This window comes from Pantoea sp. USHLN256, from assembly GCF_037149875.1.
GTDB lineage: Bacteria > Pseudomonadota > Gammaproteobacteria > Enterobacterales > Enterobacteriaceae > Pantoea > Pantoea nemavictus.
This window is the reverse complement of sequence record NZ_JBBCQO010000003.1, coordinates 454,542-474,782: the sequence shown is the minus strand read 5'-3', so window position 1 is coordinate 474,782 and position 20,241 is coordinate 454,542. Positions and strand designations below refer to the sequence as shown.

The 20,241-nt window shown below is 56.4% G+C and carries 12 protein-coding genes; 7 read left to right on the top strand and 5 right to left on the bottom strand.

The window, feature by feature from the left end; genetic code table 11:
- Nucleotides 1-80 precede the first annotated feature (80 nt).
- Nucleotides 81-1,637, top strand: coding sequence for a TerC family protein (locus WFL93_RS11405; RefSeq protein WP_336778141.1), 1,557 nt, complete (start codon nt 81-83; stop codon nt 1,635-1,637).
- 34 nt (nt 1,638-1,671) lie between these two features.
- Here the strand turns inward: WFL93_RS11405 and asmA are convergent, their stop codons facing one another.
- From asmA to udk, 3 genes are all read right to left on the bottom strand, one after another.
- Nucleotides 1,672-3,471 (bottom strand): outer membrane assembly protein AsmA, encoded by a 1,800-nt coding sequence (asmA, locus tag WFL93_RS11400; protein WP_336778140.1) that lies wholly within the window; start codon nt 3,469-3,471, stop codon nt 1,672-1,674.
- A 144-nt stretch (nt 3,472-3,615) separates the two neighbouring features.
- Nucleotides 3,616-4,197, bottom strand: a complete 582-nt coding sequence (gene dcd / locus WFL93_RS11395; RefSeq protein WP_007888946.1) for a dCTP deaminase — start codon at nt 4,195-4,197, stop codon at nt 3,616-3,618.
- A gap of 72 nt (nt 4,198-4,269) precedes the next feature.
- On the bottom strand, nt 4,270-4,908 hold the full coding sequence (udk, locus tag WFL93_RS11390) for a uridine kinase (protein ID WP_007888949.1): 639 nt from the start codon (nt 4,906-4,908) through the stop codon (nt 4,270-4,272).
- Between the two features lie 230 nt (nt 4,909-5,138).
- Here udk and WFL93_RS11385 point away from each other — a divergent pair, with 230 nt between their 5' ends.
- The 3 genes from WFL93_RS11385 to yegD all read left to right on the top strand — a co-directional run bounded on the left by WFL93_RS11385 (nt 5,139) and on the right by yegD (nt 9,895).
- Nucleotides 5,139-5,750: a phosphatase PAP2 family protein gene (locus WFL93_RS11385; protein WP_007888956.1), complete on the top strand. Its 612-nt coding sequence runs from the start codon at nt 5,139-5,141 to the stop codon at nt 5,748-5,750.
- 150 nt (nt 5,751-5,900) lie between these two features.
- On the top strand, nt 5,901-8,465 hold the full coding sequence (locus WFL93_RS11380) for a diguanylate cyclase (protein WP_336778139.1): 2,565 nt from the start codon (nt 5,901-5,903) through the stop codon (nt 8,463-8,465).
- Nucleotides 8,466-8,542: 77 nt separating this feature from the next.
- Nucleotides 8,543-9,895, top strand: coding sequence for a molecular chaperone (yegD, locus tag WFL93_RS11375; RefSeq protein WP_336778138.1), 1,353 nt, complete (start codon nt 8,543-8,545; stop codon nt 9,893-9,895).
- 90 nt (nt 9,896-9,985) lie between these two features.
- Here yegD and WFL93_RS11370 read toward each other — a convergent pair whose 3' ends face one another.
- Nucleotides 9,986-11,320, bottom strand: a complete 1,335-nt coding sequence (locus WFL93_RS11370; RefSeq protein WP_036620795.1) for a carbohydrate porin — start codon at nt 11,318-11,320, stop codon at nt 9,986-9,988.
- Nucleotides 11,321-11,538: 218 nt separating this feature from the next.
- The gene (locus WFL93_RS11365) at nt 11,539-12,501 is read right to left on the bottom strand and encodes an aldo/keto reductase (RefSeq protein WP_336778137.1); all 963 of its coding nucleotides are present in this window, start codon (nt 12,499-12,501) and stop codon (nt 11,539-11,541) included.
- Nucleotides 12,502-12,753: 252 nt separating this feature from the next.
- On the opposite strand from WFL93_RS11365, the gene WFL93_RS11360 reads away from it, so the two are divergent.
- From WFL93_RS11360 to mdtC, 3 genes are read left to right on the top strand one after another with little or no spacing between them, the layout of a single operon-like run.
- On the top strand, nt 12,754-13,983 hold the full coding sequence (locus WFL93_RS11360) for an MdtA/MuxA family multidrug efflux RND transporter periplasmic adaptor subunit (protein ID WP_336778179.1): 1,230 nt from the start codon (nt 12,754-12,756) through the stop codon (nt 13,981-13,983).
- Nucleotides 13,983-17,105, top strand: coding sequence for an MdtB/MuxB family multidrug efflux RND transporter permease subunit (locus WFL93_RS11355; RefSeq protein ID WP_336778136.1), 3,123 nt, complete (start codon nt 13,983-13,985; stop codon nt 17,103-17,105). Before WFL93_RS11360 ends, WFL93_RS11355 begins: the two co-directional genes overlap by 1 nt.
- Complete coding sequence (gene mdtC, locus WFL93_RS11350; protein WP_336778135.1) at nt 17,102-20,170, top strand: multidrug efflux RND transporter permease subunit MdtC; 3,069 nt, start codon at nt 17,102-17,104, stop codon at nt 20,168-20,170. Before WFL93_RS11355 ends, mdtC begins: the two co-directional genes overlap by 4 nt.
- Nucleotides 20,171-20,241 lie beyond the last annotated feature (71 nt).

Below are 20,241 nucleotides of genomic sequence, written 5' to 3'. Positions count from 1 at the left end.
CTGGGACGTATTTGTACCCTTTTCTACGATTCACTATCATCAGATTAAGCTCAATTCATAGACATTAAGGTGATTAACGCATGTTGGAGTGGATCGTTGATCCGTCGCTCTGGGCAGGATTAGTAACGCTAATCGTTCTGGAGCTGGTATTGGGCATTGATAACCTGGTTTTCATTGCTATCCTCGTCGAAAAGTTGCCGCCAACCGATCGTGACCGCGCTCGCGTCATCGGACTCCTGCTCGCGCTGCTGTCGCGTTTAGCGCTGCTGGCATCACTTTCCTGGCTGGTTACGCTGACGCAACCGCTGTTTACGCTATGGCATCACCCTTTCAGCGCCCGCGATCTGCTGCTGCTATCCGGCGGCTTCTTTCTTCTTTATAAAGCCACTACGGAATTGAACAGTCGGCTTGAAGGCGCTGACGAGGAAACTGGTCAAAATAAGAACGGTGCTAAATTCTGGCCGGTGGTGGCGCAAATAGTGGTGCTGGACGCCATCTTCTCGCTGGATGCGGTGATTACTGCGGTTGGCATGGTTAATCAGTTACCCGTGATGATGGCTGCGGTGACCGTAGCGATTCTTCTGATGCTGCTCGCGAGTAAGCCTTTAACGCGCTTCGTCAACGGCCATCCCACCATTGTCATTCTTTGCCTGAGTTTCTTACTGATGATCGGCTTTAGCCTGGTTGCCGAAGGATTGGGCTTTATTATTCCCAAAGGCTATCTCTACGCTGCAATTGGTTTCTCAATTGTCATTGAGATACTCAACCAGCTGGCGATGTTTAACCGCCGCCGCTTTCTCACTGCCGGGCGCCCCTTGCGCCAGCGCACCTCCGAAGCGGTTCTGCGTATTCTACGTGGCGAGGCGCAGCGCGCTGAACTTGATGCGGATACCGCTTCACTGGTGAGCGACAGCGAAGAAGGCGCGCTATTCAATCGCCAGGAGCGCCGCATGATTGCGCGCGTGTTAGGGCTGGGTCAGCGGCAGATCAATAGCATTATGACTTCGCGTCATGACGTCGAGCATATCGACCTCGCTGAAGATCCCGCGGAGATTATGGCCAAGCTGGATCGCAATCAGCACACGCGCATTCTCATCACCGAACACGGCCGCGATCCGCTCGGCGTGGTGCACGTGATCGATTTGCTGCATCAATCTTTGCACAGCCAATCACTCGACTTACGCTCGCTGATTCGCCAGCCGCTGATCTTTCCGGAACGCGTCACGTTGCTGCAGGCGCTGGAGCAGTTCCGTAATGCACGGACGCATTTTGCCTTTGTGGTGGATGAGTTCGGTTCGATAGAAGGTGTCGTCACGCTGAGCGACTTGATGGAAACCATCGCCGGTAACCTGCCCAACGAAGGGGAGAAAATTGACGCGCGCTATGACATCCAACCGCTTCCCGACGGCGGCTGGGTGGCCAATGGCCATATGCCGCTGGAGGATTTAGCGGTCTACGTGCAGCTGCCGCTCGACGACAAACGCAATTATCATACGCTGGCGGGTTTACTGATGGATAGCCTGCAACATGTGCCGCAGGAAGGGGAAGAGTTAAAAATTGGCGATTATCTGCTGCGCACCTTGCAGGTAGAAAATCATCGCGTACAGAAAGTAGAGATTGTTCCGCTTACCCCATAAACATCAGGTGCGCATAGCTGCGCACCTGAAATCCTCAAGGCTGCTTCGCGGGCTGCTGGCGATCCAGCCACTGATTCAAGCGCGACTTGGCTTCGCTTTGCAGCTGCTGGCGCACCACGTCGTCCACCGGCAATGAGTACTGCAAATTATCCCAGCCGCCGTACATGCGCAGTGGAATGGTTTGCTGATTCAACAGATTGGCTAACTTGTCGTCGCCTTGCCAGCCGCGCAGCATCATATTAATGGTGATGTCGAGCCGCTGTTTAACCATATCCACATTGCCTTTGGTTTGCACCGCCATGCGACTGTTGCCGCCCTGCAAATCCGGTAACGTGATAATGCCCTGCTTAAGGCTAACCCGACCGCTCAGCTGCTGAATTCCCTGCTCATCAGGCTGATCGTTGGTGACACGACTGCTGACGCGCGCCACGGCACGACGCACCATTTGTTGCAGATTCAGCTGTGACAGCTGCAGGTTGGCCGCTTCGAGATCGGCACTGCCCTGCCAGTAACGTTTTGCCTCTTCGATGCTCAAGCCTGCTCCACTGAGATCGCCTTTCAGTGAGACGGTGCCTTGCAGCGTTTCCGGCAGTTCGAGCGCTTTCAGCAGCGGCGCAATGGCGATGTTATCCAGCTCAGGCTGGAAAGCCACCTGCGTCACCGGTTTGCGAATGTCGACCGCACCCGGTACGGAGAAATGGCCGTCGCCGAACTTGCCCTGCAGCTTACTCAAGGTCATCAGGCCTTGCTGATTGCTGGCGTCGATCTGCAGATTGGTCAGCGTCAAACCGCGCCATACGCTGCTGTCTGCGGCGAGGTTGAGCGTCAGATCCATTTGGTTGAGCGGTGAATCGCTGTTATCGCGCATACGCGGCTCGGCAATCACCGGGGTGCGTATCACGTTGGCCTGCTGAGGCGCGTTGCTATCTGTAGCGGGTGCGCTCGCCATCAGATTATCCAGATTTAACGACGTGGCATGCAGCGCCAGATTAAGCTGCTGTGGCAGGGCCAGACGCCCCTCGGCGCTGCCATCCAGCGTGCTGTCATTAGCGGTTAGCTGCAGCTTCTGCAACGAGAAACGCTGATGGTCGCCATTCCATTCACCCTGACCACGTATGGTGCCTTTGATCCCCTGCGTCGGCAGGTTGGCACCGTCCAGCGTGTAGTTAACCTCATCCAGTTGCCCCACCAAACGATGCGGATACTGCGCCACATTCATTTGGCCTTTGAGATTCACGCTGACATTACGTTGATTGCGCGAAACGCGGGTAGCGAGCTCGATGCTGGCCTGTTTGCTGGCATCCTGATCGAGATTGAGATTGAGATCGCGGAAGTTGTACTCATCACCGCCCGGCTGCTGCCAGATCAACAAGCTATCAGCAAGCCGCAGTTTGCCAATATTGAATGACCAGCCGTTGTTGGTGCCGCTATCCGGTTCCGCATCGCCAGGACCGACGGGGGCGCCCGCCGGTTTCTGCATCGCGCTCTCAGGCGTCACGCGGATGATGGCGTTTTTCAGCATCACCTGACTGACGCTGAGCTGATGTGATAACAAGGGCAACAGATTAACATCCAGCCGCATGTTGTCGGCAGTCACCATCGGCTGGGTGGCGCCGGGCGCAGTCAAACTCATGCGTCCGGCAAGGATGCTAAGCTGCGGCCAGACGTGCCAGCGCAGATCGCCGCTGACCTGAAGCTGATAACCACTGCGCTGTTCTACCTGCTTTACCATATAGGTACGAAAGTCGTTGGGATTGACCAGCAACACCAGTGCCGTCATGCCCGCTACGACCACCACTAACAGGATGGCCAGTGTTGTTATCACTCTTCTCATCAAATCCTCATTGCCTTCATACTTCAAGTTGCAGCAGCGTTGGCTGCGCTCGCTCACCCCAGTCACTCACTGATGTTAGCGCCCGGGGATTTACTCGCTTGCCGCCTTGCTGCACCTCGACGTATTTTGGCAAGCATTTTTTAGTCAGTCTTTGTCGATGCGGCTGGCATCCGCGCCCTGCTGACCACGGTATTTGGCATCTTCGCGGCGGTTATATGGACGTGCTGCCGGGCCCGACAACGGCTCAAAACTCAAGGCGCCAATTAACATGCCGGGACGCAGCGCCAGCGGCAGTTTGCCCGAGTTGTAGAACTCCAACACGATACGGCCTTGCCAGCCAGGATCGATACGGTGCGCCGTCACGTGCACCATCAGACCAAGACGCGCCAGCGAAGAACGGCCATCCAGCCAGCCCACCAGATCGTCGGGAATGGTCACGGATTCCAGCGTTACCGCCAGCGCCAGCTCGCCCGGATGCAGGAAAAACGCTTCGCCTTCCGGCAACACAATCTCATCGCTCATGACGCGGTCCAGCGCGGCACTGACTTCGTGCTTTGGACCACTCAAATCGATAAATGCTGCAGTATGACCGCTAAAGGTGCGGAACTGGTTGCCAAGACGCACGTCTACCGTGGCGCCATTAATGCGTTCCACTGGCGGGCGTGGCTCAATCGCCAACTTTCCGTTGTCCAGCCAGGCTTCAATATCGCGATCGCATAATCTCATCGCAGGTACTCCATGAATTAAGTGTAGCGAAAGGCGACGACAGCGCGTCACGCTAATTCGGACGCCGTGTCGTTAAAGATACTGATTAATCTTGGCCTTAAGGATATCAATTGCGATACGGTTTTTCCCGCCGCGCGGCACAATGATGTCAGCATATTGCTTGGAAGGTTCGATAAATTGCAGGAACATCGGACGCACAGTCTTTTGATACTGGCTCATCACCGAGTCCATCGAGCGACCGCGCTCGTTAACGTCGCGCTTCATGCGGCGCATCAGGCAAATATCCAGCGGGGTATCGACGAAGATGGAGAAGTTCATCTCCTGACGCAGACGCGCATCGGTTAACAGCAGAATGCCTTCAAGAATGATGACTTTCTTCGGCTTGAGATGAATGCAATCGCTGGTGCGCGTGTGCTCAACATAGCTATACACCGGCAGTTCAATATCCTGGCCCGCTTTAATCGCGCGCAGATGCTGCAACAACAAATCATGATCCATCGCACTCGGATGGTCATAGTTGGTTTTCACCCTCTCTTCCATGGTGAGGTGGCTCTGATCTTTATAGTAGGCATCTTCGGGGATCACACCGATATGCTCGTCACCGACCTGGTCACGGATTTCACGATAGAGCGTGCTGGCGATAAGACTTTTTCCGGATGCAGATGCACCTGCGATGCCAACGATCACGCACTGATGAGACTTGTCAGTCATACTTTTTTAAGACCTGATAACTGGAGCCTGCCTAAGCCGAAGCTGCAACGGGCCGAATGAGAGGGTTAGTTGGCGGCAATTATAGGTATTTCACCGGTTTGATGCCAGAGAAATGGGCCAACGGCTTTTCAGAATATCCCCTTTTGCAGCCAGACGCTTAATCGATACACTGTTCATCTGCCAACACTGTAGCTGGCGTTGGCACTCCGAATGTAGCCGCAAGGAAAAGTATGAGCTGGAAAACCCTGACCTATTTTGGCGACAGCATGTTGCTGATCCCCACCGCGGTGATTATCGCGCTGGTATTGCCATGGAAAAGCGACAACCGCCAAACCGTTTGGTATTGGGTGCTGGCGTTTGGTCTCGCTGGCCTGGTGGTGAGCATTTCGAAAATTCTGTTTCTCGGTTTTGGCATTGGTAGCGCCAGATTTAATTTTACCGGCTTCAGCGGACACAGTGCGATGTCGGCCACGCTGTGGCCCGTGATGATGTGGTTGATTTCTGGCCGCTGGTCACCGCGCTGGCGCCTGTTTACCATCGGCATCGGTTATTTAATTCCGTTAATGGTGGGCTTCTCGCGACTGGTGATTCACGCGCACTCCAAAAGCGAAGTGTTGGCTGGACTGATGCTTGGCTTCACGCTGAGCACGGCATTTCTGCTTACCCAGCGCCGTACCGCGCTTAAAGGCTTTAGCCTGCCGCAGATCGGCATAGCGCTGTTGGTGCCGCTGTTGCTATTAGGTCATGGCCGGGTAGCGACCACACAACAGTTCCTTGAGCGCTTCTCCGCAAATCTTGCCGGCTTAGAAAAACCTTTCACTCGCGCCGATCTTTTCCGCTAACACGAATCAGCCCTTTGCCTGCAAAGGGCCAATCAATTCAGTGAATAAACACCAAAATAGATTTCTCCGCAGACATCCTAAACAGATGTGCTAGCATGCAAAATAGAGATTGATTAGCGCATTTTCCCTGCGGCGCAGCTGGATTCTTGCATGACCCTCGAAATATTAACCTCACAGCACGCTCCCCAGCGAATTTGGCTTAATGCCCTGATCATGGGTGGGCTGGCCTTTCTCCTGACGCTGTATTGTCTGGAACTGATTGTCGTCAGTGGACGCATCTCCCCGCTTTGGTACTCTACCGCGCTGATGACGGTGCTGGTATTTCGTGCGCCCTCAAAACGCGTACCGCTGTTACTGCTCGCCTGTGTGATGGGTACCGCGCTGGCTAACCTCATCATCATTGGCCCGGCGCTGAGCAATATCAAATTCGCTATCCTCAATATGGTGCAAGCCATTCTGGGCGGCCTGATGTTGCGCGCGCTGCTTGATCGCCGCGCCCCGCTTAACTCGCTGCTCGACTGGGTGCGTTTTGCCTTGTGCGCGGGCCTGATCGCTCCGCTGTTAGGCGGTGTGGTTGCGCTGTGGATGCTGCATGTCGGCAATAACGCGTCACTGCCCTTTTTCTCCACCTGGGTGATTTCCGAAGTGATTGGCGTGCTGGCGTTTGGCCCGGTGCTGCTGCTGTGGCCAAATAAGCCGCTGCGTCAGCTGATTACCCCGGGCCGCCAGCTGGAAACCTGTCTGACATTGCTGGGCACGCTGCTCGCCAGTTATTTATCGCTGCGTTTTCTGCCGTGGCCTTTCACCTTTATTGTGGTGATCCTTTTTTGGTGCGCGGTGCGCCTGCCCAAGTTCGAAGCGTTTCTACTTATTTTCCTCAATGCGAGTTTCATTTCGATTCTGCTTGCCTTTAATTGGGTCAACCTGGCGCAAAATGGCCTGTTGCTCGGCCAGGCCAATACCTGGCTGCCATTCCTGCTGGTGCTGCTGCCGAGCCACATCATGGCGCTGGTGATGGATGCCTTCCAGCGCGAAAAACATCACATCAGCGAGAGCGAAACCCGCTTTCGTAACGCCATGGAGTATTCAGCCATCGGCATGGCGTTGGTCTCCCCAAACGGAGGTTGGCAGCAGGTAAACCAGTCGCTGTGCCAGACGCTTGGCTTCCCGGCAGATGAACTGAAAAAGCTCACCTTCCAGCAAATCACCCATCCAGACGATCTCAACAGCGATTTGCAGCAGCTGGAACGCCTGATAGCCGGCGACATCATGACTTACACCCTGGAAAAGCGCTATTTCCGTAAAGATGGCGAGATCGTCTGGGCGCGTCTGACGGTTTCGATGGTGCGCGACGCCGCGCTGCAGCCGCACTATTTCATCGCGCAAATTATCGATATCTCAGAGCTGAAACAGAGCGAGCAGGTGAATCGCCGCCTGATGGAGCGCATCACGCTGGCGAACGAAGCCGGCGGAATTGGCGTGTGGGAGTGGAATCTGCTGACCGGCGAAATGCTGTGGGATAAGCGCATGTATGAGCTCTTTGGTTTAAGTCCGCAGCAAACTCCAACCTACGATCTTTGGGTGCATCTGCTCGATCCGGCCGAGCGGGAAAGCGCTGCGCTGGCGGTGCAGCAGGCCATTGAGCGCCGTAGCGCTTTCCAACTGGAGTATCGCATCAATTTGCCGGAGGGGCCGCGCTATGTACGCTCCGAGGCCAACCGCATTCTCAGCCAGGATGGGCATATTGAGCGCATGCTTGGCATCTGCCAGGACATCACGCCGCTACGCGCGCTGAACGAAGCCTTGTTCCAGGAGAAGGAGCGCATGGCGATCACCCTTGATTCCATCGGGGAAGCGGTAATCAGCACTGACGATGAAATGCGCGTCACCTTTATGAATCCAGTGGCAGAAACCTTGAGCGGCTGGTCACAGGAAAAGGCCGCGGGCGTGCCGATCACCGATTTACTGAATATCACGCGTGGTGCTGCAGGTCCGCGCGTCGATAACCTGCTGTTATGCCAGCTGCCGGGGGAGAAAATCTCGCCCGACCTCGATGAGGAGCTGGTGCTGCATACGCCAGATGGCGCGCATGTGGAGATCCATTACAGCATCACGCCGCTAAAAACCTTAACCGGTGCCAGCATTGGCGCGGTGATGGTTATTCAGGATGTGAGTGAATCGCGTAAGGTCATGAAGCGTCTGAGCTACAGCGCCTCACACGATATGCTGACGCGCCTGCCCAACCGCCACAGTTTTGAGCAGCGTCTGAAGCAGTTGGTGCATGATGCGGCGACCCATAAAACGCAGCATGTGTTGGTGTTTATCGATCTCGACAAATTCAAAGCCGTTAACGACACCGCCGGGCACGCCGCTGGCGATGCGCTGCTGCGCGAACTGGCTGAGCTGATGCCACATCATCTGCGCAGCAGCGATCTGTTAGCGCGGCTCGGCGGCGATGAATTCGGCTTGTTGCTGCCAAATTGCGAAGTCGATCAGGTGCGGGATGTGGTGCAGCGCATTGTTGCTGCGGTGAGCGACTATCGCTTTATATGGCAGGATCAGCCTTATCACGTCGGCGCCAGTGCCGGCATCACGCAAATCGATGAACACAACTGCATCAGTAATGTGGTGATGTCACAGGCTGACGTCGCCTGTTACAGCGCAAAACATGCAGGTCGTGGTCAGTATCACGTTTATCAGGAAGTACAGATGTAATCTGCCACGTCTACCCATTGCCAGCCCGCGCTGGCTGCGCTAAAGTCGCCCCCTTTTTTCCGGCATGGGGGATAAATATGTTTATCGGATTCGATTACGGCACGGCTAACTGTTCAATTGCAGTCAGCGAGAATGGCACGCCGCGCCTGCTGACACTGGAGAATGGTCAGCGCCTGCTTCCCTCCATGATTTGTGCACCCACGCGCGAAGCGATCAGCGAATGGCTGCATCGCCATCATCAGGTGCCCACGCCAGACAGCGAAGGTACGGCATTATTGCAGCGCGCGCTGCGTTATAACCGCGAAGAAGATATCGACGTCACGCCAGGCAGCGTGCAGTTCGGCTTAACTGCACTGCAGCAGTATATGGTCGATCCCGAGGAAGTGTGGTTTGTGAAATCACCGAAATCCTTCCTCGGTGCCAACGGCCTGAAACCGCAGCAAATCGCTTTCTTCGAAGATCTGGTGTGCGCCATGATGCTGCACATCCGCCAGCAGGGTGAGACTCAACTCGATCGCCCGATTGAGCAGGCGGTGATTGGTCGCCCGATTAACTTCCAGGGATTAGGCGGTGAAGACGCCAACCAACAGGCGCAAGGTATTTTGCTGCGCGCGGCGCAGCGTGCCGGTTTCCGTGACGTGGAGTTCCAGTTTGAGCCGGTGGCGGCGGGACTGGATTTCGAAGCCACGCTGCAGAAAGAGACACGCGTGCTGGTGGTGGATATCGGCGGCGGAACCACCGACTGCTCGATGCTGCTGATGGGCCCGGAATGGCGCAACAAAACCGATCGGCGTGAAAGTCTGCTCGGTCACAGCGGTTGCCGCGTGGGCGGTAACGATCTCGACATCATGCTGGCATTTAAAACCCTGATGCCGCTGCTTGGTCTCGGCGGCAATACCCAGAAAGGCACCGCGCTGCCCGCATTGCCGTGGTGGAATGCCGTGGCGATCAACGATGTCCCGGCGCAAAGCGATTTTTACTCTGCGGCCAGCGGCAAACTGCTGCGCGATTTGATTCGCGACGCCGAGCACGGCGACAAAGTGGCGCACCTATTGAAAGTGTGGCAGCAGAAGTTGAGCTATCGCTTAGTTCGCGCCGCTGAAGAGAGCAAAATCGCGCTATCGGAAATAGCAAAAACGGATGCATCGCTGGCATTTATCGCCGCTCAGCTACAGGCGCAGATCAGCGCGACACAGCTGGAAGAGGCGATTAATCAGCCGCTGGAGCGGATTCTTGAGCAGGTCCATCTGGCGCTCGCCACCTGCGAAACCAAACCAGAAGTGATCTATCTGACAGGCGGTAGCGCGCGTTCACCGATACTGCGCGCCGCCCTGCAGCAGGCATTGCCCGATACGCCTATCGCCAGCGGCGATGATTTCGGCTCGGTCACCGCCGGTTTAGCCCGCTGGGCTGAAGTAATGTTCGGTTAATGCTAATCCAGTTGCGAACGATCCCCTCTCCCGCTTGCGGGAGAGGGAAAAGTCCGTAATCTTGTGACGTTTTTTATTTTACTTAAACCATTAGAAATTCACGTTCGCGCTAATCCCACCCACAAACGCATCTTTCACTTCGCTCACCGCACCCGGCGCCACCACATACTGCAGATTTGGACGCAGCTGCAGCCATTTGGTCAGCTGAGCGTTGTAGTAAATCTCATAGTTGTACTCTGAACCATCCTGAATCGGCAGATAGGTCGGGCTATCGAAGTTGGTTTCGCCGTTGGCATTATTCTGCTCACGCTGCGAGCGCGTATAAGCGCTATTGACGTGAATACGCGCCGCACCGACACCAATCTCATCCTGCGGACGCGCATCGAACGGTCCTTTCCAGGTGAAGCTGACCGATTGATAGTTGTCGGTTTTCGAGGTCTTGTGGTCGTTCATCACCGCCTGCACGGTGACACCCAAACCACGGCTGGCGTCGCCGCCTTGCGCTGTCAGCTGTTGCTGCAACAGTACGTAGCCACCGTAGGCGTGATCCTTGCTTTGATAAGCGCCATCGCGCCAGCTACCGTAGTTATCGCCATTGGCTGACGAGTAGTAATAACCAATGCGGTAGTTACCCGGCAGTTTGTCCGCGCCCAGGGTGGGTTTCCAGCCCAATTCCACCGGCACCAGATTCCCTTCTGAGTTGCTGGTATCCAGACGGAAGCCGTCGCCGCGATCGTAGTTAGCACGGTTTTGGTTGTAGAAACCGACCTGGAAGAACACTTCAGGCGTGAAGTTTACTTTCACGCGACCACCCCATTGGGAAACCGGCCAGTTGAACCAACGATCGCCACGCCAGTTACCTGCCTGACCGCTACCAAACGCCAGGTTCTGGAACTTACTGTCGAAGTTATCGAAGTCTTCACCAACGGTAACGCGCCCCCCCTTCAGGTTGACGGTGTTATCAAACAGACCTTTGCTCAACCAGAACTGGGTTAAACGCCAGGTTTGGCCACGACCGTAAACTTCCTGGGTGGATGACAACATGCCGGTACGGCGATCGGCAACCTGATCGGAGATGTTCTGACCATTACGATCGGTAATCGTCATCTGAAACTGCGCATCCTGCCAGTTCAGCAGTTTTTCTAAATCGAAGTTGGCGCCAAACGCCCACTGATCGCTGTAACGCATAGACGTGTTGGTGTCAGCGCCGCCCGCCAGATTGGAGGCGCTTTCCATGGTGTAGTTAACGTCGAATTTAATGCCGTCATTTTCCAGCTGCGTTCGATTGCCGCCCCAATCGCCAAACATATAGGGAGAGTCATAACTGAACGCATCAGCGGCTAGCGCAGATGTGCTCAGCATCGCCAACATCAGGGTTCCCGCTGCCACGCGAGGGATGTGCTGCACTGCTTTTTTTCTGTTCATGATGGTTTTTCTTATATGAAGTTACTGGAATGGATCGAACAGAGGATAGTGCTGAGGATTTGTCAATTTTTGCAAATATGTGCGCAGTTTACCTGAAGTTGATAGTGCGTTAGCGCAATTGTGACGCTGGTCGATGATTGAAAATCTTTTGCTGGAAATGGCATTTTTTGTGAGGCAGAACAGAAAATTAGCGGGACGCCGCAGCGTCCCTGAAAACATTACAATTTACTGGCACTCGCCAGCTCTTCGATTTCCTGCTTGCTGAGTTCCAGCTCGGTGGCTTTCACCAGTTCATCCAGTTGCTCCAGTGAAGTGGCACTGACAATCGGCGCAGTGATGCTCGGACGCGCAATCTGCCATGCCAGTGCAACCTGGGTAGCTGACACATCATGTGAAGCAGCAACATCTTCTAGCGCTTCAATGATGCGCTTGCCGCGTTCGTTGAGATATTTATCCACGATGCCCTGCCCGCGCTTACTCTTGCTGGCATCTTCTGGCTTTTTGTATTTACCGCTAAGGAAACCGCTGGCCAGCGAATAGTAGTTGATCACGCCAAGGCCATTTTTCACCGCCACCTGCTCCAGGCCGCCTTCATACTCCTGACGATCGTACAGATTGTATTCCGGCTGCAGGGTTTCATAGCGCGCCAGACCGTGTTGCTTGCTCACGTCCAACGCTTCCTGCAGACGTTCAGCGTTATAATTCGAGGCACCAATGGCGCGCACTTTGCCCTCTTTGATCAGCGAATCGAAAGCTTTAAGCGTGTCCAGCAGCGGCGTCGTGTCATCATCGCGGTGCGCCTGATACAGATCGATGACGTCGGTTTGCAGGCGACGCAGCGAATCTTCCACCGCCTGACGAATATAAGCGGGCTTCAGGCCGGTTTTTTCCGGCGACAGCTCCATGCCCACTTTGGTCGCCAGCACGATACGATCGCGCTTGCCGCTTTTCTTCAGCCATTTACCGATAATGGTTTCCGATTCGCCCCCTTCATTACCTGGCGCCCAGCGCGAGTACACGTCAGCGGTATCGATGAAGAACAATCCTTTCTCCACCAGCGCATCCAGCAGTGAAAACGAGGTTTTCTCATCCACCGTCCAGCCAAATACGTTGCCGCCAAAGGTGAGACGGGGAACTTCTATACCGCTGTCGCCAAGCTGGCGGAGTTTCTGTTGACTCATTATGTTCTCCTTATTTAAACGAGACAGGTCTGTATTGAGCTTAGCAAAGGAAAAACGCGGCGCTTATGCGTATTCCTGCCAGAATATTTACAGAATATGAATACTTAGCCGTACGGGGGCGATATTCTTATTTCCTTCAATTTTTGTCCGGTCCGGGCGACTACAATCATTCGTTTGCGAAATAGGCGTTCCCCGTCAGGGTATTTGATTTCGCATTTTGGGAAAACGACACGCTGGAGAGCACACACCTTGATTAACCGTCGACTAAAAACAAGCTTGCTGGCCGTAGCCGTCATTGCCGTACTGGCAGGGGGATATTACTGGTGGCAGCATCCAGCGGAACCGACCAAACAGCCGCAGGCCGAAGGTCAGCAGCAGCGTGGACGCGGCGCAGGCGCTGGCGCGGCGCGTCGTCCATTAGCGCCAGTGCAGGCTGCGACAGCCAGCACACAAAGCGTACCCTATTATCTCAGCGGCCTCGGTACCGTAACCGCCGCTAACACCGTTACGGTGCGCAGTCGCGTGGATGGGCAACTGATGGCGCTGCACTTCCAGGAGGGACAGCAGGTGGCCGCCGGCGCGCTGCTGGCGGAGATCGATCCGCGTCCCTATCAGGTCGCGTTAACCCAGGCGCAGGGCCAGCTGGCAAAAGACCAGGCCACGCTCGCCAATGCGCGCCGCGATCTCAGCCGCTATGAAAAACTGGCGAAAACCTCGCTGGTATCGCAGCAGGAACTGGATACGCAACGCTCGCTGGTGAGCGAGACGCTCGGTACGCTTAAAGCCGATGAAGGTAACGTTGCCAGTGCCCAACTCAATCTTACCTACAGCCGCATCACTGCGCCGATTGGCGGCCGCGTCGGCTTGAAGCAGGTTGATGTGGGCAACTACATCACCTCCGGCGATACCACCGGTTTGGTGGTCATCACCGAAACGCATCCGATCGATGTGGTGTTCAGCGTGGCGGAAAATAACATCAGCCAAATCCTCAAGGCGCAGAAAAGCGGACAGCCGCTGATTGTCGAAGCCTGGGATCGCAGCAATAAAACCTTACTGACCACCGGTGCATTATTGAGTCTGGATAACCAGATTGATGCCACCACCGGCACCATCAAGCTCAAAGCACGCTTTAACAATCAAGATGACACGCTGTTCCCGAACCAATTTGTTAATGCGCGTTTGAAAGTGGATACCCTGCAGGATGCGGTGGTGATTCCGACCGCCGCGCTGCAGATGAGCAACGATGGTCATTTCGTCTGGGTGGTGAACAGCGACAACAAAGTGAGCAAAAAACGCGTCACCGCCGTATTACAGGATAGCCAGAAAGTGGTGATCAGCGCGGGTCTTGAAGCCGGCGATCGTGTGGTCACCGACGGCCTGGATCGCCTGACCGAAGGTGCAACGGTAGAGATTGTCGCCCCGCAAAGTGCCGCCACACACAGCACCCGCGCTGCACAGCCAGCTCGTGGAGAGCGTCAATAATGCAGGTGATGCCTCCAGACTCAAGCGGCGGCCCATCACGCCAGTTTATTCTGCGCCCGGTCGCCACCACGCTATTAATGATCGCCATTCTGTTGGCGGGCGTGCTCGGCTACCGTTTTCTGCCGGTCTCCGCGCTGCCGGAAGTGGATTACCCGACGATTCAAGTGGTGACGCTCTATCCCGGCGCCAGCCCGGATGTCGTCACGTCGTCAATCACCGCGCCGCTGGAACGCCAGTTTGGCCAGATGTCCGGCCTGAAACAGATGGCGTCGCAGAGTTCAGGCGGCGCGTCGGTCGTGACGTTGCAGTTCCAGCTGACGCTGCCATTGGACGTCGCCGAACAGGAAGTGCAGGCGGCAATCAACTCTGCCACCAATCTGCTGCCCAGCGATCTGCCTAATCCGCCGGTTTATAGCAAAGTAAACCCAGCCGATCCGCCGATCATGACGCTGGCCGTCACCACCACCAGCATGCCGCTCACGCAGGTGCAGGACATGGTAGAAACCCGCGTGGCGCAGAAAATTTCGCAGGTCTCTGGCGTCGGTTTAGTCACGCTGTCGGGTGGACAACGTCCGGCGGTGCGCGTGAAGATGAACACGCAGGCGCTGGCAGCACTCGGCTTGACCAGCGAATCGGTGCGTACCGCCATCACCAATGGCAACGTCAACTCGGCGAAAGGCAGTCTCGACGGCCCAACGCGCTCGATTACGCTGTCGGCCAACGACCAGATGACCTCAGCGGAAGAGTATCGCCAGCTGATCATCAGCTATAACAATGGCGCGCCGGTGCGGCTGGGCGATGTCGCCACCATTGAGCAAGGAGCCGAGAACAGCTGGCTCGGCGCCTGGGCTAACCGCCAGCCGGCGATTGTACTGAACGTGCAGCGCCAGCCCGGCGCCAACATTATCGCCACCGCCGACAATATCCGCGCCATGTTGCCTGGACTTACCGCCACGCTGCCGAAATCGGTGGATGTGAAACTGCTTACCGACCGCACCACCAACATCCGCGCCTCCGTCAGTGATACGCAGCACGAACTGATGCTGGCGATGGGTTTGGTGGTGATGATCATCTATCTGTTCCTGCGTAACGTGCCAGCGACCATTATTCCTGCGGTCGCCGTACCGCTGTCGCTGGTCGGCACCTTTGCCGCGATGTATTTTCTCGGCTTCTCGATTAACAATCTGACGCTGATGGCGCTGACCATCGCCACCGGTTTTGTCGTCGATGACGCCATCGTGGTAATTGAGAACATCTCGCGCTATATCGAAAAAGGCGAAAAGCCGCTAACGGCGGCGCTGAAAGGCGCAGGCGAGATTGGTTTCACCATTATCTCCCTCACCTTCTCGCTGATTGCGGTGTTGATCCCGCTGCTGTTTATGGGCGATGTGATTGGTCGCCTGTTCCGCGAATTCGCTGTGACGCTAGCGGTGGCGATTTTGATCTCCGCCGTGGTATCGCTGACGCTGACGCCAATGATGTGCGCGCGCATGTTGAGCGCTGAATCGCTGCGCAAGCAGAACCGCTTCTCACGCGCTAGCGAAGCGATGTTTGATCGCATTATTGCCCATTATGGTCGCGGTTTAACGCGCGTGCTGCTGCATCCGTGGATCACGCTGTCAGTGGCGCTCGGCACCTTGCTCATCACCGTATTGCTGTGGATTGTCATTCCGAAAGGCTTCTTCCCGCAGCAGGATAACAGCATTATTCAGGGCACCCTGCAGGCACCGCAGTCAGTTTCTTACGCCAACATGTCTGAGCGCACGCGCGATGTCGCCTCGATCATCATGAAAGATCCGGCGGTACAGAGCATGACGTCGTTTGTGGGCGTCGATGGCACCAACGCCGCACTCAACAGCGCCCGCCTGCAGATCAACCTCAAGCCGTTAAATGAGCGCGACGATCGTATCCCGGCCGTGCAACAGCGCCTGCAACAGGCGTTGGCCAAAGTGCCGGGCATCTCACTGTGGCTGCAACCGGTGCAGGATCTAACCATTGATACCCAGGCAAGCCGCACACCGTACCAGTTCACCCTGCAATCGGGCTCGCTGGAGTCGCTGAGTTTGTGGGTGCCGAAACTGCTGGAACAGCTCAACACGCTGCCGCAGCTGCGCGACGTAAGCAGTGACTGGCAGGATCAAGGGCTGGAAGCCTTTGTGCGCGTCGATCGCGACAGCGCCAGTCGGTTGGGCATCAGCATGGCCGACGTCGATAACGCGCTGTATAACGCCTTTGGCCAGCGATTGATCTCCACCATTTACACACAGGCTAACCAGTATCGCGTGGTGCTGGAGCAGAACAACGATGCCACGCCGGGGCTGGCGAGCCTTGAAGGCATTCGCCTGACCAGCAGCGACGGCGGCAGTGTGCCGCTGAGCGCCATCGCCCAGATTGAGGAGCGCCACGCGGCGCTCAGCATCAACCACCTCGACCAATTCCCGTCGGCGACCTTCTCGTTTGACGTCGCAGACGGCTTTTCGCTGGGCGATGCGGTGAAAGCGGTGAGCGCGGCGGAAGATCAGGTCGGTATGCCAGCGGAAATGATGACGCAGTTCCAGGGCAGCACGCTGGCCTTTGAAGCCGCGTTGTCCAGCACCGTGTGGCTGATTGTTGCTGCAGTGGTGGCGATGTATATCGTGCTTGGCGTGCTGTATGAAAGCTTTATCCATCCCATCACCATTCTCTCAACCTTGCCGACTGCGGGTGTCGGCGCGCTGCTGGCGCTGATGCTGAGCGGCAACGAGCTGGATATCATCGCCATCATTGGCATTATCTTGCTGATTGGTATCGTGAAGAAAAACGCCATCATGATGATCGACTTCGCGCTGGCGGCGGAACGTGAGCAAGGCATGCCGCCGCGCGAGGCGATTTATCAGGCGTGCTTGCTGCGTTTCCGTCCCATCCTGATGACCACATTGGCGGCGCTGCTCGGTGCGCTGCCGCTGATGCTGAGTACCGGCGTCGGCGCGGAACTGCGCCGTCCATTAGGTATTGCGATGGTCGGCGGTTTGGTGGTGAGCCAGGTTTTGACGCTATTCACCACGCCGGTGATCTATCTGCTGTTCGATCGTCTCGCCCATGCCACGCGCCGTCGCTTTAAGCGCTCGGAGGCGCAGCCGTGAAGTTTTTCGCGCTGTTTATCCATCGCCCGGTCGCCACGACGTTGCTGACGCTGGCGATTGCGCTGGCCGGTATTCTTGGCTTCCGCCTGCTGCCGGTGGCGCCGCTGCCGCAGCTGGATTTCCCGGTAATTTTGGTCTCTGCATCGTTGCCTGGCGCATCCCCGGAAACCATGGCGGCCTCGGTGGCGACGCCGCTGGAGCGTTCACTCGGGCGCATTGCCGGCGTCAGCGAAATGACCTCCACCAGCTCGCTGGGCAGCACGCGCATCATTCTGGTGTTCGATTTCGATCGTGATATCAACGGCGCGGCACGCGATGTACAGGCGGCGATTAACGCGGCACAAAGCCTGTTGCCGACCGGCATGCCCAGCCGCCCCAGCTATCGCAAAGCCAACCCGTCCGATGCGCCGATCATGATTCTGACGCTAACATCAGACATCTATAATCCCGGTCAACTGTATGATTACGCCTCAACGCAGCTGGCGCAGAAGCTGTCGCAGATTGAAGGCGTGGGCGATGTAACGGTCGGCGGCAGTTCGCTGCCCGCGGTGCGCGTGGAACTCAATCCGCAGGCGCTGTTTAATCAGGGCGTCTCGCTGGATGCGGTGCGCACCGCCATCAGCAATGCCAACCAGCGCCGTCCACAGGGCGCCATTGATGATGTGCAGCAACGCTGGCAGCTGCGCACCAACGGTGAATTACAAACTGCCAGCGAGTATCAGCCGCTGGTGGTGCACTACAACAACGGTGCGGCGGTGCGGCTCAGCGATGTCGCTAACGTACAGGATTCGGTGCAGGACGTGCGCAACGCCGGTATGACCAACGGTAAAGCGGCGGTGCTGCTGGTGGTGCGCAAAGCGCCGGAAGCCAACATCATTGATACCGTCGATCGCATTCGTAGCGAATTGCCGGAACTGCATGACGTGATTCCCGCCGCTATCGACCTGCAAATTGCTCAGGATCGCTCGCCCACCATTCGCGCTTCGCTGCATGAAGTGGAGCAGTCGCTGATCATCGCCGTGGCGCTGGTGATTCTGGTGGTGTTTGCCTTCCTGCGCGACTGGCGCGCCACGCTGATCCCCGCCGCTGCCGTGCCAGTGTCGCTGATTGGCACCTTCGCCGCCATGTATCTGTGCGGGTTCAGCCTGAATAACCTGTCGCTGATGGCGTTAACCATCGCCACCGGTTTTGTCGTCGATGATGCAATTGTGGTGTTGGAGAATATTGCGCGCCACGTTGAAGCGGGCATGAAGCCGTTACAGGCGGCGCTAACCGGCGTGCGCGAAGTGGGTTTCACCGTGCTGTCGATGAGCCTGTCGCTGATTGCGGTGTTCCTGCCGCTGCTGATGATTGGCGGCATTATTGGCCGCTTCTTCTCGGAGTTTGCCATTACGCTGTCGGTGGCGATTCTCATCTCGCTGTTTATCTCGGTCACGCTGACACCGATGATGTGCGCCTACCTGCTTAAACCACAGGTCAAGCGTAGCCAGCCGCGCACGCGCGGTTTCGGCAAACTGTTGATGAAAGTGCAAAACGGTTACGCGCGCTCGCTCGGCTGGGTGCTGAATCACGCCATTTGGGTGTTGATGCTACTGCTCGGCACCGTGGCGCTCACCGTCTGGCTGTTTATTTCGATCCCGAAAACCTTTATGCCTGAGCAAGATACCGGCCGCTTACAAGGATTTATTTCGGCGGACCAGAGCATTTCGTTCCAGGCGATGCGCGGCAAGCTGCAGGATTTCATGAACATTATTAAGGCCGATCCGGCGGTGGATAACGTCACCGGCTTTACCGGCGGTTCGCGCACCAACAGCGGCTCGATGTTCGTCTCGCTCAAGCCACTGTCCGAACGCAGCGAAAGTGCGCAGGAAGTGATTGCCCGGCTGCGCGTTAAGCTGGCGAAAGAGCCGGGCGCCAATCTCTATCTCAACGCGGTGCAGGACATTCGTATTGGCGGACGTGAATCCAACGCCAGCTACCAGTACAGTTTGCTGTCGGATAACCTGAATGATTTACGTGAATGGGAGCCGAAGATTCGTCAGGCGTTTGCCGCCCTGCCGGAACTGGCGGACGTTAACTCCGATCAGCAGGACAACGGCAGCGAAATGAATCTGACCTACGATCGTGAAAGCATGGCGCGACTCGGCATTGATGTTTCTGCCGCTAATGCCCTGCTGAATAACGCCTTTGGACAGCGCCAGATTTCTACCATCTACCAACCGCTTAACCAGTACAAAGTGGTGATGGAAGTGGATCCACGCTACACCCAGGACATCAGCTCGCTCGATCAGATGTTTGTGATTAACAGTGACGGCAAAGCGATTCCGCTCAGCTGGTTTGCTCAGTGGCAACCGGCCAATGCGCCGCTGTCGGTGAATCACGAAGGCTTGTCGGCAGCGTCCACCATTTCGTTCAACCTGCCGGAAGGTGTGTCGCTATCGCAGGCCTCGGAAGCGATTGATCGTACGATCACGGCGCTTGGCGTGCCAGCCAGCGTGCGCGGCAGTTTTGCCGGTACCGCGCAGGTGTTCCAGCAATCGCAATCCAATCAGCTCTATCTGATGCTGGCGGCGATTGCGGCGGTGTATATCGTGCTGGGCATTCTGTATGAGAGCTACGTCCATCCGCTGACCATTCTCTCCACCCTGCCCTCCGCAGGCGTTGGCGCGCTGCTGGCGCTGGAGCTATTCAACACGCCGTTCAGCCTGATTGCGCTGATCGGGATTTTGCTGCTAATCGGCATTGTGAAGAAAAACGCCATCATGATGGTCGACTTTGCGCTCGATGCCGAGCGCAACGGCAATCTATCGGCGCGTGACGCAATTTTCCAGGCGTGCCAGCTACGTTTCCGTCCGATTTTGATGACCACTCTCGCCGCCCTGTTTGGTGCATTGCCGCTGGTGCTCACCAGCGGTGACGGCGCGGAGCTGCGACAGCCGCTCGGTATCACCATCGCTGGCGGCCTGGTGATGAGCCAGTTGCTGACGCTCTACACCACGCCGGTGGTGTATTTGATGATGGATAAGCTGCGGCGCAGGAAAAACAAGGTGTTGGTGAGGGGGTAAGGGAAGTCGCCATGAATGGCGCCCCTACGCACCCCACATTTGTAGGGTCGCCATTTAGGGTGACCGTATAA

Excerpts from the sequence above, each read along its gene's own strand:
- WFL93_RS11405 (WP_336778141.1), top strand. The coding sequence starts at position 81 with ATGTTGGAGTGGATCGTTGATCCGTCGCTCTGGGCAGGATTAGTAACG.
- asmA (WP_336778140.1), bottom strand. The coding sequence starts at position 3,471 with ATGAGAAGAGTGATAACAACACTGGCCATCCTGTTAGTGGTGGTCGTA.
- dcd (WP_007888946.1), bottom strand. The coding sequence starts at position 4,197 with ATGAGATTATGCGATCGCGATATTGAAGCCTGGCTGGACAACGGAAAG.
- udk (WP_007888949.1), bottom strand. The coding sequence starts at position 4,908 with ATGACTGACAAGTCTCATCAGTGCGTGATCGTTGGCATCGCAGGTGCA.
- WFL93_RS11385 (WP_007888956.1), top strand. The coding sequence starts at position 5,139 with ATGAGCTGGAAAACCCTGACCTATTTTGGCGACAGCATGTTGCTGATC.
- WFL93_RS11380 (WP_336778139.1), top strand. The coding sequence starts at position 5,901 with ATGACCCTCGAAATATTAACCTCACAGCACGCTCCCCAGCGAATTTGG.
- yegD (WP_336778138.1), top strand. The coding sequence starts at position 8,543 with ATGTTTATCGGATTCGATTACGGCACGGCTAACTGTTCAATTGCAGTC.
- WFL93_RS11370 (WP_036620795.1), bottom strand. The coding sequence starts at position 11,320 with ATGAACAGAAAAAAAGCAGTGCAGCACATCCCTCGCGTGGCAGCGGGA.
- WFL93_RS11365 (WP_336778137.1), bottom strand. The coding sequence starts at position 12,501 with ATGAGTCAACAGAAACTCCGCCAGCTTGGCGACAGCGGTATAGAAGTT.
- WFL93_RS11355 (WP_336778136.1), top strand. The coding sequence starts at position 13,983 with ATGCAGGTGATGCCTCCAGACTCAAGCGGCGGCCCATCACGCCAGTTT.